This window comes from Pseudomonas sp. Y39-6 (assembly GCF_023651955.1).
GTDB classification, from domain to species: Bacteria; Pseudomonadota; Gammaproteobacteria; order Pseudomonadales; family Pseudomonadaceae; genus Aquipseudomonas; species Aquipseudomonas veronii.
In genome coordinates this window covers 4,810,355-4,827,385 of sequence record NZ_CP069594.1, presented here as the reverse complement: position 1 = coordinate 4,827,385, position 17,031 = coordinate 4,810,355, and the positions used below count along the sequence as shown (strand labels likewise).

Here is a 17,031-nt window from a genome sequence, read left to right as displayed (position 1 = left end):
CATTGGGGGCCAATACGACTGTGGCTCACCCTGGCGTGCCTCATGACCCTTTCAAGGTTTCGAACAGCAACATGACAATCGAGACAGGCGGGCTTGCACGCTTGCTTGACATGCTGGAGCAGGTTGTCAAAACCGTGCGTGAGATGTTTTCGGGGAGGAACATGGTGTCCGGCATGTTGCCTGGGGCGGATAAAACGCCCGCCATTCCAGTGGATGCGAGCAAGCTGCCGGAGAAGCCTGGACACCTCGCATTGACGGCTGATCGGCGAGGCCAGCCGGCTCTTCCGGTGTCACCCCACATGCATCAATCCGCTGCCTCCGTGATCAAGGATGCCGACAATCAGGTGCAAGTGAACGTTAACGTCGGTCATTGTCATTGCCCCGATACGAAGGCGCTGAGCGGCGAAACGAAACCGAATGCGGCAGCGGTTTTACCTCGCGTCATGCCGATGCCGGAAGCCGCTCGCAAGGTTGAAGTGGTGCCTGTGCACACGCCTACGCACACGCACACGCCTACGCCCATGCCTACGCCTACGCACACGCCTACGCCCATGCCCATGCCTACGCACACGCACACGCCTGCGCCTACGCCCATGCCTACGCCTATGCCCATGCCTACGCACACGCACACGCCTACGCCCATGCCTACGCCCATGCCTACGCACACGCCCACGCCTACGCCCACGCCTACGCACAAGCACACACCTACGCCGGAGGTCATGCCGGCACCCAAGCCGGGTGTGCATGCGCTTGAGGTCAAGCCGCGACCGGCCACCCCGGAAGTACCGGCGATCACGCCACAACCACAGCCACAGCCACAACCAGATACGCCTACCCCGGATATAACCAGTCCCGGCCCGGCTGAACCTCAATCTGATATGCGCGACTGGCGGACCAGCCGCCGGCCTGCATTCAGAGCCTGACGTCAGCAACTTCCTTTATACGTATTGAACTGGATGTGCACTTCTTTGGGGCTGATGTTCCGGGAAGTGCCTGCAAGTGGAGGCCCGTATGTCATGTTGTTCAATTAATAATATTGCGCGTGTTGTGGATGTTCGTCAGGTACTTCCTGTCGATTCCATGAAAGCAAAAAATGAACAGTTTGCGCAATTAAGCGGTTTCTTGAGTGTGCCGTCTCCGGCGAGCCAGGGGGTACTGGAGCACGTGCGGGAAAACACTCATGGCGTGGCGAATAATTCAGAGCCGCTCGATAAGTTAATGACGCTGTTTACTTCGTTTTTGACTCAGCTGATTAACTTGGTCTCTGATAACAAAGAGAAGCCGCTGCCGGGAATATCCCCATCGCGGCCGGAGGTCACTACGCCTGTGGTGCCTGCGCCTGCGCCGCCAAAACCCGAGCCTGCGGCGATGATCGCGGGCCTTTCGAAGAAGCGCAACGGCGCGAAGCCCGACAATATCTGGAGCGGCTTTCGCCAAGGGCCGGATGGCAACTGCGTGACGGTATCGGCCATCAAGGCGGCGATGTACCAGTTTGGCCAAAGCCCTACGGATATTTTCAAGGAGGTGAAAAAAACCGAGCGTGGTTATCACGTGGTCATGCGCGATGACGTAACTGTCAACCTGACGGACCGGGAGCTCGCCGAAGGTGCGCGTGGGGCAAAATTTGTCGGGGCTGACAAAGAGATGCTCAAAGACGCGCAATTTCTTTTCGCGATCAGCGCCAAGCGTGCCCAGGACGAAAACAACGATGGCAGGGCGGCACGCAGTTTCGGTGCGGCGATCCGCAGCCTGAATGATGGCGAGGATGAGCGAGGGCCGGGGGAGGGGTTGAAGCGGCTGGGGCTGAGCAAGCACATGAAGAGGGTCCCCGTGCGTGAGCTCGCCAAGGGGCAGTTGGGCATGTGCAATCGGGCCCGGCATTCGGTGGCGGTCATCAACGGTCGCGAAGAGCTATGGGGGCGACAGGGAAAAGCGCCCACGCACGGCGATGCCATAGCTCTGGTGCCATAGCCCTATTGGTGAATCCGTTGAATTGAAGGGCTGCGAACGGGGCAGTCAGCCCAAACCTGGCTGCCCGTTCGGCTGCTTATTTTTTACAAGCGTCAGGAACCCAGTGCATGTATATCTCCACAGCTAGCCGTTCGATGATCGAAACGGCCCAGCAGCGCGGGGCTTCTCCCGTATTTCCGGTGAAACCCGCAGGTGAAAGGCCGGCTGATATCGCTTCGGCATTCCACACGAGCGAGCGGCGCTTCGGCGAGAGTTTTGATTGCAGCAGCCACGCGGCGGTGATCAAGTTGATGATGATGACGTTCGGTCAGCGTCCAGCCGCGATGTTTAACGAGTTGCTACCCTCGGGCGATGGGTACGACGTCACGATGAAGGATGAATTCAAGCTGCACCTGTCCCGCCAGGAGTTGCAGCAGGCGTCGCAGGCTTCCCGCTTCACGGGGGCGGACAGCGGCGTGGTAAAGGATGCCAATTTCATGTTTGCCGCCTTTGTCAAACGCAAGCAACTGACCGGGGGCTATGCCACGTTCGAAGCCGCCTTGGCGAAGACGCTCGAGGGCGAGACCACCCAGCGTTGTCTGCAAGGCATGGGGGTGTTCGGCCTGTCGCAGTTCGTCCCGGTGAGCGATATGGCGGGCAAGGGCGCGGTAGGGGTGCTGGAGACCCATAACCGCGGGTCGGCGCTGGTGCGCGAGGGGGTCAGGCATGATGGCGGGACACCACGAACGGCTGATCGGGGCTATGGGTATGTCTTGTTCGATGATCAACTGCCGCCGCCGAGCAATCGCGGCGCCGCCCCTGTGGTCGCGAGCGTCCGGCCCGCGGACATCTGGAGCGGGTTTTACCAGGGGGTCGAAGGCAATTGCGTCACGGTCTCGGCGATCAAGGCGGCGATGATCCGGTTCGGGCAAGACCCGAGGGCGATCTATAAGCAGGTTCAAATCACGCCGACGGGGTTTGACGTGGTCATGCGAGATGCCTTCCGGTTGCAACTGACCCACGAGGAAGTGCGCCAGGCTGCCGCCGAGTCGAACTTTCATGGCAATAATCGACAGTTGCTGAATGCCGCGCACTTTTTGTACGCAGTCAGTGCCAAGCGCGCGCAGATCGAGAACAACGATTTTCGTGCCCGCCAGAGTTACACGACGGCTCTGCAAACCCTCAACGATGGCGAGTACCCTGGCGAAGCGCTGCGCCGCCTGGGGTTGTTTGGCTACGTGCGTGAAAGCACGGTCGCAGAGTTGGCCAACGGGGCGATCGGCACCCTGGCAGACAACTGGCATTCGGTGGCGGTGATCGATGGGGCGCTGGATTTCTATGGAAAAAAGCAGGACCTGGCCTCATCGCGCTGGATGAGTTCGGGGTTCCGGGCCCTGAAGCTGGTCTGAGCCTCAATCCAGCAAGAGCCTGAACCCTTCTATCGGTAAGGGCCGGCTGTGCAAATAGCCCTGGAACAAGTGGCAGCCCAGCTTTTGCAGGAACGCCAGTTGCTCCGGGGTTTCGACGCCTTCGGCGATCACTTCCAGGTTCAAGCTGCGCGCCATGGCCACAATGGCGCGGATGATTTCGGCGTCGTTGGGGTCGTGGGTGGCATCGCGCACGAATGACTGGTCGATCTTCAGCGCATCCACCGGCAAGCGCTTGAGGTAGGTGAGCGATGAGTAACCGGTGCCGAAGTCGTCCATCGCAAAACTCACACCGAGTTTTTTCAGGCGACGCATTTTGCTGATGGTGTCATCCAGGTTCTGGATCACGATGCCTTCAGTGATTTCCAGTTTCAGCAGGCAGTAAGGCAGTGAATGCCGCTTGAGGCTGTGCTCGACGCGTTCGACAAAGTCGTTCTGGCGGAACTGCCGGGGGCTGATGTTCACGCACAGGCTGAAATTCAGCGGGTCCACCTTGCCTTCTTTGATCAATTGCTCGAAGGCGGCGCACGCTTCGTCGAGTATCCAGGTACCGACTTCGAGGATCAGGCCGCTGTCTTCCAGCACCTTGATGAATTCGGACGGCGCCTGCGCGCCCAGTTGCGGATGCTGCCAGCGCACCAGGGCCTCGGCGCCGACGATCTTATTGCCGCGCGCGTCCACCTGGGGTTGGTAATGCACGCTGAATTCGCCGCGTGACAGGGCCAGGCGCAGGTCGGTTTCCATGCGCAGGCGTTCGCTGGCGGTTTTCTGCATGCTGTTGTGGAACATCTGCGTGGCGTTGCGCCCCGAATCCTTGGCGCGGTACAGCGCGATGTCGGCACGTTTGAGCAGGTCGGCCGGGGTCGAGCCATGATCGGGGATCAGCGCCACACCGATGCTCGGCGTGACTTGCAGGCGTTGGCCGTCGAGGAACATCGGTTCGGAGAGCAATTCACGCAGGGTGTCGGCCAGTTCCTGAACCTGGGCGCTGACTTCGGTGCGCGTGCCATCCAGGCCGCTGAGCAGCACCACGAACTCATCGCCGCCCAGGCGCGCCACGGTATCTTCCATACGCACGCTGGCTTCGAGGCGCGCGGTGACGATTTTCAGCACGGTGTCGCCCACCGGGTGACCGAGGGAATCATTGATGTGCTTGAAGTGGTCGAGGTCGAGAAACAGCAATGCACCGCGCAGGTTATGGCGCTTGAGCAGGGCGATCTGCTGGCTCAGGCGGTCCATCAGCAGTGCGCGGTTGGGCAGGTTGGTCAGCGGGTCGTGGTAGGCCAGGTGGCGGATCTGCGCCTGGGCGTTTTTCAACAGGCTCACATCCCGCGCGGTCAGCAACAGGCAAGGGGTTTCGTTGAGGGTGATCGGCTCGACTGAAACCTCCACCGCAAGCACATCGCCGCGCTTGTTGTGCCAGAGCATTTCCAAATGGCGGATACGGCCTTTGAGTTGCAGTTCGGCCAGCAGCACCGCGCGCTGGTTTTCATCGGCCCAGATGCCGACCTGGTACAGCGTCAGGCCGATGACGTCTTCGGCACGAAAACCGGTCAAGCGGCAGAACCCGTCGTTCACCTCCACATAGCGGCCGGTGTCGTGTTCGGTGATGGAAATCGCGTCGGGGCTGGAATGGAAGGCTTTGGCGAATTTTTCTTCGCTGGCCTTCAGCGCGGCCTCGGAGCGTTGCTGCTGGGTAATGTCGCGCAGGGTGGTGACGATGCACGGCTGGTCGCCGACCTTGATCATCCGGCTGGAAATCACGCAGGTCAGGGCCTGGCCGCTTTTGTGGTGCGCGATGATGGCCACGTTGTTCAGCGCCTGGTCGCGAATCACCTGTTCGATGCGTTGCAGGCGCTGGCTCGACTCGTCCCACAGGCCGATCTGTTCGGCGCTCATGTTGATCACTTCGGCGGCCGTCCAGCCAAAGGTCTGGGTGAACGCGGGGTTGATCTCGATGAACTCGCCGTTGTCCAGGCGGGTGACGCAGATCGGGTCGGGGCTGGCCTGGAACAGGCTGGCGAATTTTTCTTCGGAGGCGCTCAGGCGTTGTTCGCGCTCGACCTGGTCGGTGATGTCCAGCAGGGTGCCGGCCATGCGCAGTGGCGCGCCTTTTTCGTCGCGGTACAGGCGTGCGCGGCTTTCCAGGTAGCGCGGGCTGCCGTCTTCCAGTTGTACACGGTAAGTCAGCTGATAGTTGCCGGCCGGGCCTTCGCGCAGGGTGCGATAGGCGTTGCGCATACTCTCGCGCTCTTCCTTGGGCATGCCCTCGAAAAACGCCTCGAACGATTCATGGAACGCTTCCGCCGGCAGGCCGTGCAGTTGGGCGGCGCGGGCCGAGCCGTAGAGCATGCCGGTGGGAATGTGCCAGTCCCAGGTGCCCAATTGCGCGGAGTCCAGGGCCAGGTCCAGGCGCTCCTGGCTGTCTTTCAAGGCTTGCTCGGCGTTTTTGCGCTCGGTGGTGTCGAGAAAGGTGCTGATCAGGTAGGCCTCGCCGTCCAGCTCGACCTTCTGCGCGCAGAGCGTGCCATCGTGGATCTGCCCGTTGCTGGCACAGAATTGCACTTCCATGGTGATGGGTTCGCCCTTGCGCTGGGTGGCCCTGACCAACTGCGCACGCTGTTCAGGGTGGAGCCACAGGCCGAGGTCCAGGGTGGTGCGACCGATGGCGTCGGCGACCGGCCAGCCGAAGAGGATCTGGAAATACTGGTTGGCTTCGCTGATCAAGCCGTCGGACTGGCGGGTGAGCAGGACCATGTTCGGGCACAGGTGAAACAGCGTGGCGAAGCGCTTTTCGGAGTGGCTGAGGGCGTGTTCCCGCTCGCGCTGGCGGGTGGTCTCGCGGATCACGCCGATCATGCGGCGCCGGCCGGTTTTGTCCGGCGCCAGGCTGCCGTTGATTTCCAGCCAGTGCTGGCTGCCATCCGGCCACTGGATGTGGTGGTGCATGGCCTGCTCGAACGGCTCGCCGGCCAGCACCGCGTGAAACGCGCGTATCACCCGGGCGCGGTCTTGCGGCGCGAGCAGGTCCAGGTACTCCAGATCCTTGGGCAACGGTTGGCGCGGGTCGAAGCCGAACAGCGCCTGGGTGCCCCGCGACCAACTGATACGCCCGGTATCGATTTCCCAGCACCATGCACCCAGCCGTGCAGCGTTAAGCGCTGCCAGCAGTTGCGGGGCGCTGTCCCAGCTTTGTTCCGCCTCTTCAGGGTCCAGGGCGTAAATGCGGGGCAGGGGTGGCATAGGGTCGATGGGATTGCGCATTATCAAAAAGCCTTGGCTCGATGGGCGTTCGGCGCGGTTTTATTCAGGCCTTGAGGCCGCACAGCTTCATGCCGGTGTCCCTGGCAGCTCGACCTGTGCATCCAAGAGGCTCATAAAAGCCCGCGCAGCGTTCGACAGCGTCCTTTCGGTATGCACGATATAGCCTAGCTGGCGACTGAGTTGTATGCCCGGCAAAGCGATACTTGTCACCTGATCGTCGAGCATGGTGCGCGGTAATACGCTCCACGCCAAGCCGATGGACACCATCATTTTGATGGTTTCCAGATAGTTCGTGCTCATCGCGATGTTCGGCGTGAGGCCCTGGGCCTCGAACAGACGGCTGACAATGTGATGGGTAAAGGTGTTGCCGCCGGGGAAAACCGCCGGGTGCCCGGCGATGTCCGCCAGGGTGACCGAGCCGTTGCGGGTCAGGCTGTGCTCCGGCGCCACCACGAAATCCAGCGGGTCGTCCCACACCGGGGTGGCGCGCACCAGGTTGTGCGGCTCGGGCGCCAGAGTGATCACCGCCACTTCGGCGCGGCCATGCAGGATCTCTTCGTAGGCCACTTCCGAGTCGAGAAACTGAATATCCAGCGCCACGTTGGGGTATTGCCGGGTAAAGGTGCGCAGGATCGGCGGCAGGCGATGCAGGCCGATGTGGTGGCTGGTGGCCAATGTGAGGCGCCCGCTGACTTCACCGGTGAGGTTGGTGAGGGCGCGCCGGGTGTCGTCCAGGACGTTGAGAATCTGATAGGCGCGCGGCAGCAGGGCGCGCCCGGCTTCGGTCAAGCCGACTTCACGGCCCAGGCGATCGAACAGGCGCACCTTCAGTTGCTGCTCGAGGCCGGCAATGCGTTTGCTGATGGCCGGTTGGGTCAGGTGCAGGCGCTCACCGGCGCCGGAGAAGCTGCCGGTCTCGGCGATGGCAATAAAAGCATTGAGGTTGGCCAGGTCCATTGTGGTATTCCAGTTGGTAATCCAAAGCATAAAAAATATGAATTTGAGTTATTTAATGTAGCGCCATACCATCAGCCTCACAAGCCAAAGGGTTATTGAATGTCTCAAGACCCGGGGCATAGAAAGACCGCTGATGAGGACCGACTGATGGCCGGCAAAACGCTTTACGACAAGCTTTGGGATTCCCATGAAGTGAAACGGCGCGACGATGGCTCGTCGCTGATCTATATCGACCGTCACATCATCCATGAAGTGACCTCGCCCCAAGCGTTCGAAGGCCTGCGGCTGGCCGGGCGCAAGCCTTGGCGCGTCGACTCGATCATCGCCACCCCGGATCACAACGTGCCGACCACCCCGGAGCGCAAGGGCGGGATCGACGCCATTGTCGACACCGTGTCGCGTTTGCAGGTGCAGACTCTCGACGACTACTGCGACGAATACGGCATCACCGAATTCAAGATGAATGACGTGCGCCAAGGCATCGTCCACGTGATCGGCCCGGAGCAGGGCGCGACCTTGCCCGGCATGACCGTGGTCTGCGGTGACTCCCACACCTCCACCCACGGCGCGTTCGGCGCCCTGGCCCATGGCATCGGCACCTCGGAGGTGGAACATGTGTTCGCCACCCAGTGCCTGGTCGCCAAGAAAATGAAGAACATGCTGGTGCGCGTCGAAGGCCAATTGCCTTTCGGTGTGACCGCCAAGGACATCGTGCTCGCCGTGATCGGCAAGATCGGCACCGCCGGCGGTAACGGCCATGCCATCGAATTCGCCGGCAGCGCCATTCGCGACCTGTCCATCGAAGGCCGCATGACCATCTGCAACATGTCCATCGAAGCCGGTGCCCGCGTGGGCATGGTGGCGGCGGACGAAAAAACCGTCGAGTACGTCAAAGGCCGTCCGTTCGCCCCCAAAGGCGCCGACTGGGATGCCGCCGTTGAGGCCTGGAAAGACCTGGTCTCCGACGCCGATGCCGTGTTCGACACCGTGGTGGAACTGGACGCCAGCCAGATCAAGCCGCAAGTCAGTTGGGGCACCTCGCCGGAAATGGTCTTGGCCGTCGACCAGAACGTGCCGGACCCGGCCAAGGAAGCCGACCTGGTCAAGCGCGGTTCCATCGAGCGCGCCTTGAAGTACATGGGCTTGAAAGCCAACCAGGCGATCACCGACATTCAGTTGGATCGCGTGTTCATCGGTTCCTGCACCAACTCGCGGATCGAAGACCTGCGCGCCGCGGCAGTGATCGCCAAGGGCCGCAAAGTCGCCTCGACCATCAAGCAGGCCATCGTGGTGCCGGGTTCGGGCCTGGTGAAGGCCCAGGCCGAAGCGGAAGGCCTGGACAAGATCTTCCTCGAAGCCGGTTTTGAATGGCGTGAACCGGGCTGCTCCATGTGCCTGGCGATGAACCCGGACCGCTTGGAGTCCGGCGAGCATTGCGCGTCGACCTCCAACCGTAACTTCGAAGGGCGTCAGGGCGCCGGTGGGCGTACTCACCTGGTGAGCCCGGCCATGGCCGCCGCCGCTGCCGTCAACGGTCGTTTCATCGACGTTCGCGAATTGATCTGAGGAATACCCGATGAGAGCTTTTACCCAACACACTGGTCTTGTCGCGCCGTTGGACCGTGCCAACGTGGACACTGACCAGATCATCCCCAAGCAGTTCTTGAAGTCGATCAAGCGCACCGGTTTCGGCCCCAACCTGTTCGACGAGTGGCGCTACCTGGACGTGGGCTACGCCTACCAGGACAACTCCAAGCGCCCGCTGAACAAGGACTTCGTGCTCAACGCCGAACGTTACCAGGGTGCCAGCGTGCTGCTGGCGCGGGAAAACTTCGGCTGCGGCTCCAGCCGCGAACACGCGCCGTGGGCCCTGGAAGAATATGGCTTTCGCAGCATCATCGCGCCGAGCTACGCCGACATCTTCTTCAACAACAGCTTCAAGAACGGCTTGCTGCCGATCATCTTGAGCGATGCCGAAGTGGATGAACTGTTCAAGCAAGTGGAAGCCAACCCCGGCTACGAACTGACCGTCGACCTCGCCGCGCAGACCGTGACCCGTCCGGACGGCAAGGTGTACCACTTTGAAGTGGATGCCTTCCGCAAGCACTGCCTGCTCAACGGCCTGGACGACATCGGCCTGACCTTGCAGGACGGCGATGCGATTGCCGCGTTTGAAACCAAGCACCGGGCCAGCCAGCCTTGGTTGTTTCGCGACGCTTGATGTGATGTAGGCAGGACCGCCGCCATCGGGAGCAAGCCCCTCCCACATTTTGATGTGTGAACACCTTCAAATGTGGGAGGGGCGGTGCGACGATTCGACTTGCCCCCGATGGGGCCAGAACAAACACCGCGAGGCCCATTGAGGAAACTCCCATGACCCACACCGCCCACACCCAAGTCGTGCAAAAACAATTCGGTGAACAGGCCTCGGCCTACCTGAGCAGTGCCGTACACGCCCAAGGTACTGAATTTGCGCTGCTCCAGGCCGAACTGGCCGGGCACGGCGCTGCGCGACTGCTGGATCTGGGCTGCGGCGCCGGTCATGTCAGTTTCCATGTGGCGCCGCTGGTAAAAGAAGTGGTGGCCTACGACCTGTCGCAGCAGATGCTCGACGTGGTCGCCGCCGCTGCCGCAGACCGTGGCCTGGGCAATATCCGCACGGTCCACGGCGCTGCTGAGCGCTTGCCGTTCGCCGATGGCGAATTCGACTTCGTGTTCAGCCGCTATTCGGCGCACCATTGGAGCGACCTCGGCCTGGCCCTGCGCGAAGTGCGCCGGGTGCTCAAGCCGGGTGGCGTGGCGGCGTTTGTCGATGTCTTGTCACCGGGCAGCCCGCTGTTGGACACTTACCTGCAAACCGTCGAAGTGCTGCGCGACACCAGCCACGTGCGCGATTACTCCGCCGCCGAATGGATGCGCCAGCTCAGCGAAGCCGGTCTGCATGTGCGCAACAGCAGCCGCCAGCGCCTGCGCCTGGAATACACCTCGTGGGTCGAGCGCATGCGTACGCCAGCGCCTTTGCGTGCGGCGATCCTTGAGCTGCAACAGGCAATGGGCCAGGAAGTCCGCGATTATTACGAAATTCAAGCCGACGGCACCTTCAGCACCGACGTGCTGGTGGTTTGGGCCGAACGCTGAGTATTTTTCCCGACCTGCCCCAGGGCGGGTCGCATGATGAAATGAGGAACGCATGAGCAAGCAGATTCTGATTCTCCCAGGCGACGGTATTGGTCCGGAAATCATGGCCGAAGCGGTCAAAGTCCTGGAACTGGCCAACACCAAGTACAACCTGGGCTTCGAATTGAGCCACGACGTGATCGGCGGCGCGGCCATCGACAAGCACGGCGTGCCCCTGGCCGACGAGACCCTGGACCGCGCCCGTGCGGCCGACGCCGTGTTGCTCGGCGCCGTGGGTGGCCCGAAATGGGACAAGATCGAGCGTGACATCCGCCCTGAGCGCGGCCTGCTGAAGATTCGCGCGCAACTGGGCCTGTTCGGCAACCTGCGCCCGGCAATCCTCTACCCGCAACTGGCCGACGCGTCGAGCCTCAAGCCGGAAGTGGTGGCGGGCCTGGATATCCTGATCGTTCGCGAGCTGACCGGCGGTATCTACTTCGGCTCGCCGCGCGGTGTGCGCGAACTGCCGAATGGCGAGCGCCAGGCCTACGACACCCTGCCGTACAGCGAGAGCGAAATCCGCCGTATCGCCCGGGTCGGTTTCGACATGGCCCGCGTGCGTAGCAAGAAGATCTGCTCGGTCGATAAGGCCAACGTCCTGGCCTCCAGCCAGCTGTGGCGCGAAATCGTCGAAGAAGTCGCCAAGGACTACCCGGACGTCGAACTCAGCCACATGTACGTCGACAACGCCGCCATGCAACTGGTGCGCGCGCCGAAGCAGTTCGACGTGATCGTCACCGACAACCTGTTCGGCGACATCCTGTCCGACCAGGCGTCGATGCTCACCGGTTCCATCGGCATGCTGCCGTCGGCGTCCCTGGACACTAACAACAAGGGCATGTACGAGCCGTGCCACGGTTCGGCGCCAGACATCGCAGGCCTTGGCATCGCCAACCCGCTGGCGACCATTTTGTCGGTGTCGATGATGCTGCGTTACAGCTTCAACCTGGGCGACGCGGCGGATGCCATCGAGAAGGCCGTGAGCCTGGTGTTGGACCAGGGCTTGCGCACCGGAGACATCTGGTCGCAGGGTTGCACCAAAGTCGGTACGCAAGAAATGGGCGACGCAGTAGTCGCCGCGTTGCGGAATCTGTAATCTCTCGGGCCCGCTTGCAGTTGTTGCTGCAAGTCGGCCCACTTTTTAACAAGGTGTAGTTGCGATGAAACGTGTAGGTCTGATCGGTTGGCGCGGTATGGTCGGTTCCGTGCTCATGCAGCGGATGCTGGAAGAGCAGGATTTCGATCTTATTGAGCCGGTGTTTTTCACCACTTCGAACGTGGGTGGCCAAGGGCCGTCCGTGGGCAAGGATATTGCGCCGCTCAAGGACGCCTACAGCATTGAAGAGCTGAAAACCCTCGATGTGATTCTGACCTGCCAGGGCGGCGACTACACCAGCGAAGTGTTCCCCAAGCTGCGCGAAGCCGGCTGGCAGGGTTACTGGATCGATGCCGCGTCCAGCCTGCGCATGCAGGACGATGCGGTGATCGTGCTCGACCCGGTCAACCGCAAGGTCATCGACCAGCAACTCGACGCTGGCACCAAGAACTATATCGGCGGCAACTGCACCGTCAGCCTGATGCTGATGGGCCTGGGCGGCTTGTTCGAAGCCGGCCTGGTCGAGTGGATGAGCGCCATGACTTATCAGGCGGCGTCCGGCGCCGGCGCGCAGAACATGCGCGAACTGATCAAGCAGATGGGCGCGACCCACGCGGCGGTCGCCGATCAACTGGCCGACCCGGCCAGCGCGATCCTCGACATCGACCGCCGTGTGGCCGAAGCCATGCGCAGCGACGCTTACCCGACCGAGAACTTCGGCGTGCCGTTGGCCGGTAGCCTGATCCCGTGGATCGACAAGGAACTGCCGAACGGGCAGAGCCGTGAAGAGTGGAAGGCCCAGGCCGAGACCAACAAGATCCTCGGTCGCTTCAAGAGCCCGATCCCGGTGGACGGCATCTGCGTGCGTATCGGCGCCATGCGCTGCCACAGCCAGGCGCTGACCATCAAGCTGAACAAAGACGTGCCGATCGCCGATATCGAAGGGCTGATCAGCCAGCACAATCCTTGGGTCAAGCTGGTGCCGAACAGCCGCGAAATCAGCATGCAGGAGCTGAGCCCGACCAAGGTTACCGGCACCCTGAATGTTCCGGTGGGGCGTCTGCGCAAGCTGAACATGGGCACCCAGTACCTGGGCGCGTTCACCGTCGGCGACCAGTTGCTGTGGGGCGCGGCCGAACCGCTGCGGCGCATGCTGCGGATTCTGCTGGAGCGTTGATCGCTTGAGGCACTAAGAAAAACCCGCGACTGGTGACAGGCGCGGGTTTTTTGTTGGCTTTCAGGAAGGCATCGGGAGCAAGTCGAATCGTCGCACCGCAAGGCCCAGCCCAATTGCCTCACCCCCCACCACCCGGTAAAGTGCCGCTCCCCCCGCAATGCCCGAGGCAGCTCCCATGACCCAGACCTTTGATATCGCCGTGATCGGCGCCACCGGCACCGTCGGTGAAACCCTGGTGCAGATCCTCGAAGAGCTGGCTTTCCCGGTGGGCACCCTGTACCTGCTGGCGGGCAGCAACTCCGCGGGCGCGTCGGTGCCGTTCCGTGGCAAGAACGTGCGCGTGCGGGAAGTCGATGAGTTTGACTTCAGCAAGGCGCAGCTGGCGTTTTTCGCCGCCGGCCCGGCGGTGACCCTGAGCTTCGCCCCACGCGCCACGGCGGCCGGCTGTTCGGTGATCGATTTGTCGGGCGCATTGCCGGCCGCGCAAGCGCCTCAGGTGGTGCCGGAAGCCAATGCCCATGTGCTGGAGGGCTTGAAAAAGCCGTTCCAGCTCGGCAGCCCGAGCCCGTCCGCGACCAACCTCGCGGTGGTGCTGGCGCCGCTGCGTGGGATTCTGGATATCCAGCGTGTCAGCGTTACCGCCAATCTGGCGGTGTCTGCCCAGGGCCGTGAAGCGGTCAGCGAGCTGGCGCGCCAAACCGCCGAGTTGTTGAATGTGCGCCCGCTGGAGCCCAAGTTCTTTGATCGGCAGATGGCATTCAACCTGTTGGCACAAGTCGGCACGCCGGACGCCCAAGGTCATACAGCGCTGGAGAAACGTCTCGTACACGAACTGCGCGCTGTGCTGGAAACTCCTTTACTAAAGATTTCTGCGACTTGCGTTCAAGCCCCGGTGTTTTTTGGCGATAGCTTGACTGTGTCATTGCAATTGGGTTCGCCGGTCGACCTTGCCGCCGTCAACCGTGCGCTCGACGCCGCAGCGGGTATCGAGCGGGTGGAGGAGGGGGATTACCCGACAGCCGTGGGTGATGCCGTCGGCCAGGATGTAGTCTACGTCGGACGAGTGCGTGCGGGGGTGGACGATCCGGCGGAACTAAATCTGTGGTTGACGTCAGATAACGTGCGTAAAGGCGCCGCGCTGAATGCGGTGCAGCTGGCGCAGTTGTTGATAAAAGGCCTTGTGTAAAAGATACTTGGCGGCAATTTGTAGATTGATTCTAACCAGGCGCTATGCTTGGCCCCAAGCAGGAACAGTTGCGTGTCGGTGACCTATCGGCTCGCCGTGCCTTATGGCAACGGTTACCAACCTTCTCGCAGGCCGGGGAGTGTTCAAACAAAGGATGAGGCTATGGTTCAAGTTCGCAAACTGGTGTTAGCAATAGCGGCCGCCTCGGCGCTGTCCTCCGGTATGGCGCAGGCGCTGCAGCTGGGGGAGATGACCCTCAAGTCGAAGTTGAACCAGCCGTTGTCGGTGGAAATCGAATTGCTCGACGTCGGCGGCCTCACGGCCTCCGAGATCACCCCGAGCCTGGCGTCGTCCCAGGCGTTTGTCGATGCCGGCGTCGATCGCCAGGCGTTCCTCAATGACCTGACGTTCACCCCGGTGATCAACCCGGCCGGGCGCAGTGTGGTGCGTGTCACGTCCAGCAAGCCGTTGCCTGATGCCTACGTGCGGTTCCTGCTGCAAGTGCAATGGCCCAATGGCCGCTTGATGCGTGACTACAGCGTGCTGCTCGACCCGGCCAAGTTCGACCAGTCGACGCCGACCAACAGCGCAGCCACGCCGCGTTTGAGCGCGCCCGCGTTGAGCGTGCCGGCCCAGCACACCACCACGGCCCGTGACACGCTGTGGGAAATCGCCGAGAAGCACCGTAATGGCGCTTCTGTGCAGCAGACCATGCTGGCGATCCAGGCACTCAACCCTGACGCTTTTATCGGCGGCAACATCAACCGTCTGAAAACCGGCCATGTGCTGCGCCTGCCGGATACCGTACAAAGCACGGCGTTACCGCAGCCCAAGGCCATTGCCGAAGTGACCGCGCAGAACGTCGCCTGGCGCCAGGGCCGCCGTGCCGCGCCCCATCAGACGGCCGGTAAGCAACAACTGGACGCCACCAAGCGCACCCAGGCTGGCAATGCACCGGCGAGCACCAACGCCAAGGACAACTTGAGTCTGGTTTCGGCCGACTCCGCCAAGAAGGGCGCGAAGGGCAAGGCGGGTGATGGCCAGGCCCTGAGCGACAAGCTGGCGATGGCCCGGGAACAGCTCGACACCACCCGCCGTGACAACGAAGAACTGAAAAGCCGCGCCGCAGACCTACAGAGCCAATTGGACAAGCTGCAAAAGCTGATCCAGCTGAAAAACGATCAACTGGCCAGGTTGCAGGCTGAAAAAGGCGCCCCGGCAACCCCGGCGACTGCGGTCATGCCCGCGCAGTTGGCAGGTGAGCCGCCGGCCGCTGCAGTCGCGCCCGCTGAGCCGGCCGCCACCGCGACCCCGGTGGCCGAGCCGATCAAGCCCGACGCCGTGCCTGCGACCAGCGAAGACAAATTCAACGAACTGCTGACCAACCCGATTGTGCTTGGCGTCATCGGCGGCGCGGCCGGCGTGGTGGCGTTGTTGCTCCTGTTGCTGTGGGCGCGTCATCGCAATGCCCGTCGCGCAGAAGAAAAGCACCTGCGCATGGCGCGGGCCCTGTCCGAAGAGCCGGAATTCGCTTCGAACATCGACCTTGATCTGCCACCGGACAGCTTCGCTGGCCTGGAAGTACCGGCACCGAACGTGACGTTGACCGCCGCGCCTGCGCCTGCGCCGGCACCTGTGGTCGCGCCGGCAGCGGCACCAAGCGCGGCCTCGGTGCTTGCGCCACTGGCTGGCGCCGTAGCGCCGGAAAACACCAATGATGCGCTGGTCCAGGCCCAATCCCATATCGACCGCGGTCACTTGAACCAGGCGGCCGATGTGCTGGAACAAGCCATCAAGTACGAACCCAAGCGCAGCGACCTGCGCTTGAAGCTGATGGAAGTCTACGGCCTGCAGAACGACAAGGACGGTTTTGTCGTCCAGGAGCGTCAGTTGGTGGCCAATGGTGAAAACCATGCCCAGGTCGAGCAGCTCAAGTCGCGCTTCCCGGCCATGGCCGTGTTGGCGGCGGGAGTGAGTGCCGCCGTGGCCGCCGCCGCGATGGACGCTCAATACGTCAAGGATCTGCTGGAAGACAAGCCGGCCGCCGCGCCGCAAGCGACGGCAGAAGCGGAGCCGTTCGATACTGATTTCGATCTGAGTCTGGACGAGCTGGAGGCGGCTTCGCCAGCGGCGTTGGACAAGACCGATCAGCAGACCTTCGAAGCGCTGCTGCAGCAACAGACCGATGCCAAGCCAAGCCCGGAAGATCTGTCGGACTTTGACCTCGACCTGCAACTGGACCCGCCGGCGTCCCAGTCCGATGACGACTTCCTTTCGGGGCTTGAAGATCAGATGAAGGACGTGTCGCCGGTCGAACCGCCGACCCTGACCCCGGCCGCCCTGGACGACCTCGACCTGCCGGAAGACTTCGACCTGTCCCTGGCTGACGAGCCGGACGCCCCGGCGGCCAAACCCGATGCGTTCGCCTCGGAGCTGGATGACGTCAACGCCGAGCTCGATCGTCTGTCCCAGAGCCTGGAAAACCCGCCGATCGAGCCGTCCTTCACCGCCGAAGATGCGGCGCTGGGCGGTGACGAACCGGAGGTCGACTTCCTCTCCGGCACCGATGAGGTCGCAACCAAGCTGGATTTGGCCCAGGCCTATATCGACATGGGCGATACGGACGGCGCGCGGGATATCCTTTCCGAAGTGCTGACCGAGGGCGATGAAACCCAGCGCGGCGAGGCCAAGGAAATGCTTGGCCGACTGGTGTAATCGCCACGGGATGACCCAGACGGCGGCCTTCGGGCCGCCGTTTTGCATTGCCGGTACCAAACACATGGCGTCTGGGGCGCAG

Annotated in this window: 12 protein-coding genes; 9 read left to right on the top strand and 3 right to left on the bottom strand. The window is 62.3% G+C overall.

Annotated elements, in window-relative coordinates; translation table 11 throughout:
* Nucleotides 1-373 precede the first annotated feature (373 nt).
* Nucleotides 374-796 (bottom strand): hypothetical protein, encoded by a 423-nt coding sequence (locus JN756_RS21885; RefSeq protein WP_177029600.1) that lies wholly within the window; start codon nucleotides 794-796, stop codon nucleotides 374-376.
* A gap of 284 nt (nucleotides 797-1,080) precedes the next feature.
* Between JN756_RS21885 and JN756_RS21880 the strand changes: the two genes are divergently transcribed.
* Entirely contained in the window at nucleotides 1,081-1,971 is an 891-nt protein-coding gene (locus JN756_RS21880) for a hypothetical protein (RefSeq protein WP_057005687.1), read from the top strand.
* A gap of 107 nt (nucleotides 1,972-2,078) precedes the next feature.
* On the top strand, nucleotides 2,079-3,359 hold the full coding sequence (locus tag JN756_RS21875; RefSeq protein ID WP_057005686.1) for a hypothetical protein: 1,281 nt from the start codon (nucleotides 2,079-2,081) through the stop codon (nucleotides 3,357-3,359).
* Nucleotides 3,360-3,362: 3 nt separating this feature from the next.
* Here the strand turns inward: JN756_RS21875 and JN756_RS21870 are convergent, their stop codons facing one another.
* Both JN756_RS21870 and JN756_RS21865 read right to left on the bottom strand, forming a co-directional pair.
* Nucleotides 3,363-6,641 (bottom strand): EAL domain-containing protein, encoded by a 3,279-nt coding sequence (locus JN756_RS21870; RefSeq protein ID WP_201021345.1) that lies wholly within the window; start codon nucleotides 6,639-6,641, stop codon nucleotides 3,363-3,365.
* 66 nt (nucleotides 6,642-6,707) lie between these two features.
* Nucleotides 6,708-7,598: a LysR family transcriptional regulator gene (locus JN756_RS21865; RefSeq protein WP_017847706.1), complete on the bottom strand. Its 891-nt coding sequence runs from the start codon at nucleotides 7,596-7,598 to the stop codon at nucleotides 6,708-6,710.
* A gap of 147 nt (nucleotides 7,599-7,745) precedes the next feature.
* On the opposite strand from JN756_RS21865, the gene leuC reads away from it, so the two are divergent.
* From leuC to JN756_RS21830, 7 genes are all read left to right on the top strand, one after another.
* Nucleotides 7,746-9,164, top strand: coding sequence for a 3-isopropylmalate dehydratase large subunit (gene leuC, locus JN756_RS21860; RefSeq protein WP_046382634.1), 1,419 nt, complete (start codon nucleotides 7,746-7,748; stop codon nucleotides 9,162-9,164).
* 10 nt (nucleotides 9,165-9,174) lie between these two features.
* On the top strand, nucleotides 9,175-9,819 hold the full coding sequence (leuD, locus tag JN756_RS21855) for a 3-isopropylmalate dehydratase small subunit (protein WP_046382635.1): 645 nt from the start codon (nucleotides 9,175-9,177) through the stop codon (nucleotides 9,817-9,819).
* A gap of 152 nt (nucleotides 9,820-9,971) precedes the next feature.
* Nucleotides 9,972-10,736: a class I SAM-dependent methyltransferase gene (locus JN756_RS21850; protein WP_017847703.1), complete on the top strand. Its 765-nt coding sequence runs from the start codon at nucleotides 9,972-9,974 to the stop codon at nucleotides 10,734-10,736.
* A 52-nt stretch (nucleotides 10,737-10,788) separates the two neighbouring features.
* Nucleotides 10,789-11,871 carry a 3-isopropylmalate dehydrogenase gene (gene leuB / locus JN756_RS21845; RefSeq protein WP_017847702.1) on the top strand — a complete coding sequence of 361 codons (1,083 nt, stop codon included), beginning with the start codon at nucleotides 10,789-10,791 and terminating at the stop codon, nucleotides 11,869-11,871.
* Nucleotides 11,872-11,935: 64 nt separating this feature from the next.
* Nucleotides 11,936-13,048, top strand: coding sequence for an aspartate-semialdehyde dehydrogenase (gene asd / locus JN756_RS21840; protein WP_017847701.1), 1,113 nt, complete (start codon nucleotides 11,936-11,938; stop codon nucleotides 13,046-13,048).
* A 175-nt stretch (nucleotides 13,049-13,223) separates the two neighbouring features.
* Nucleotides 13,224-14,234: an aspartate-semialdehyde dehydrogenase gene (locus tag JN756_RS21835; RefSeq protein ID WP_017847699.1), complete on the top strand. Its 1,011-nt coding sequence runs from the start codon at nucleotides 13,224-13,226 to the stop codon at nucleotides 14,232-14,234.
* 162 nt (nucleotides 14,235-14,396) lie between these two features.
* Nucleotides 14,397-16,949 (top strand): FimV/HubP family polar landmark protein, encoded by a 2,553-nt coding sequence (locus tag JN756_RS21830; RefSeq protein ID WP_057005684.1) that lies wholly within the window; start codon nucleotides 14,397-14,399, stop codon nucleotides 16,947-16,949.
* The last annotated feature ends 82 nt before the right edge of the window (nucleotides 16,950-17,031 follow it).

Excerpts from the sequence above, each read along its gene's own strand:
- JN756_RS21880 (WP_057005687.1), top strand. The coding sequence starts at position 1,081 with ATGAAAGCAAAAAATGAACAGTTTGCGCAATTAAGCGGTTTCTTGAGT.
- JN756_RS21875 (WP_057005686.1), top strand. The coding sequence starts at position 2,079 with ATGTATATCTCCACAGCTAGCCGTTCGATGATCGAAACGGCCCAGCAG.
- leuB (WP_017847702.1), top strand. The coding sequence starts at position 10,789 with ATGAGCAAGCAGATTCTGATTCTCCCAGGCGACGGTATTGGTCCGGAA.
- JN756_RS21835 (WP_017847699.1), top strand. The coding sequence starts at position 13,224 with ATGACCCAGACCTTTGATATCGCCGTGATCGGCGCCACCGGCACCGTC.
- asd (WP_017847701.1), top strand. The coding sequence starts at position 11,936 with ATGAAACGTGTAGGTCTGATCGGTTGGCGCGGTATGGTCGGTTCCGTG.
- JN756_RS21830 (WP_057005684.1), top strand. The coding sequence starts at position 14,397 with ATGGTTCAAGTTCGCAAACTGGTGTTAGCAATAGCGGCCGCCTCGGCG.
- JN756_RS21850 (WP_017847703.1), top strand. The coding sequence starts at position 9,972 with ATGACCCACACCGCCCACACCCAAGTCGTGCAAAAACAATTCGGTGAA.
- leuD (WP_046382635.1), top strand. The coding sequence starts at position 9,175 with ATGAGAGCTTTTACCCAACACACTGGTCTTGTCGCGCCGTTGGACCGT.
- JN756_RS21865 (WP_017847706.1), bottom strand. The coding sequence starts at position 7,598 with ATGGACCTGGCCAACCTCAATGCTTTTATTGCCATCGCCGAGACCGGC.
- JN756_RS21870 (WP_201021345.1), bottom strand. The coding sequence starts at position 6,641 with ATGCGCAATCCCATCGACCCTATGCCACCCCTGCCCCGCATTTACGCC.
- leuC (WP_046382634.1), top strand. The coding sequence starts at position 7,746 with ATGGCCGGCAAAACGCTTTACGACAAGCTTTGGGATTCCCATGAAGTG.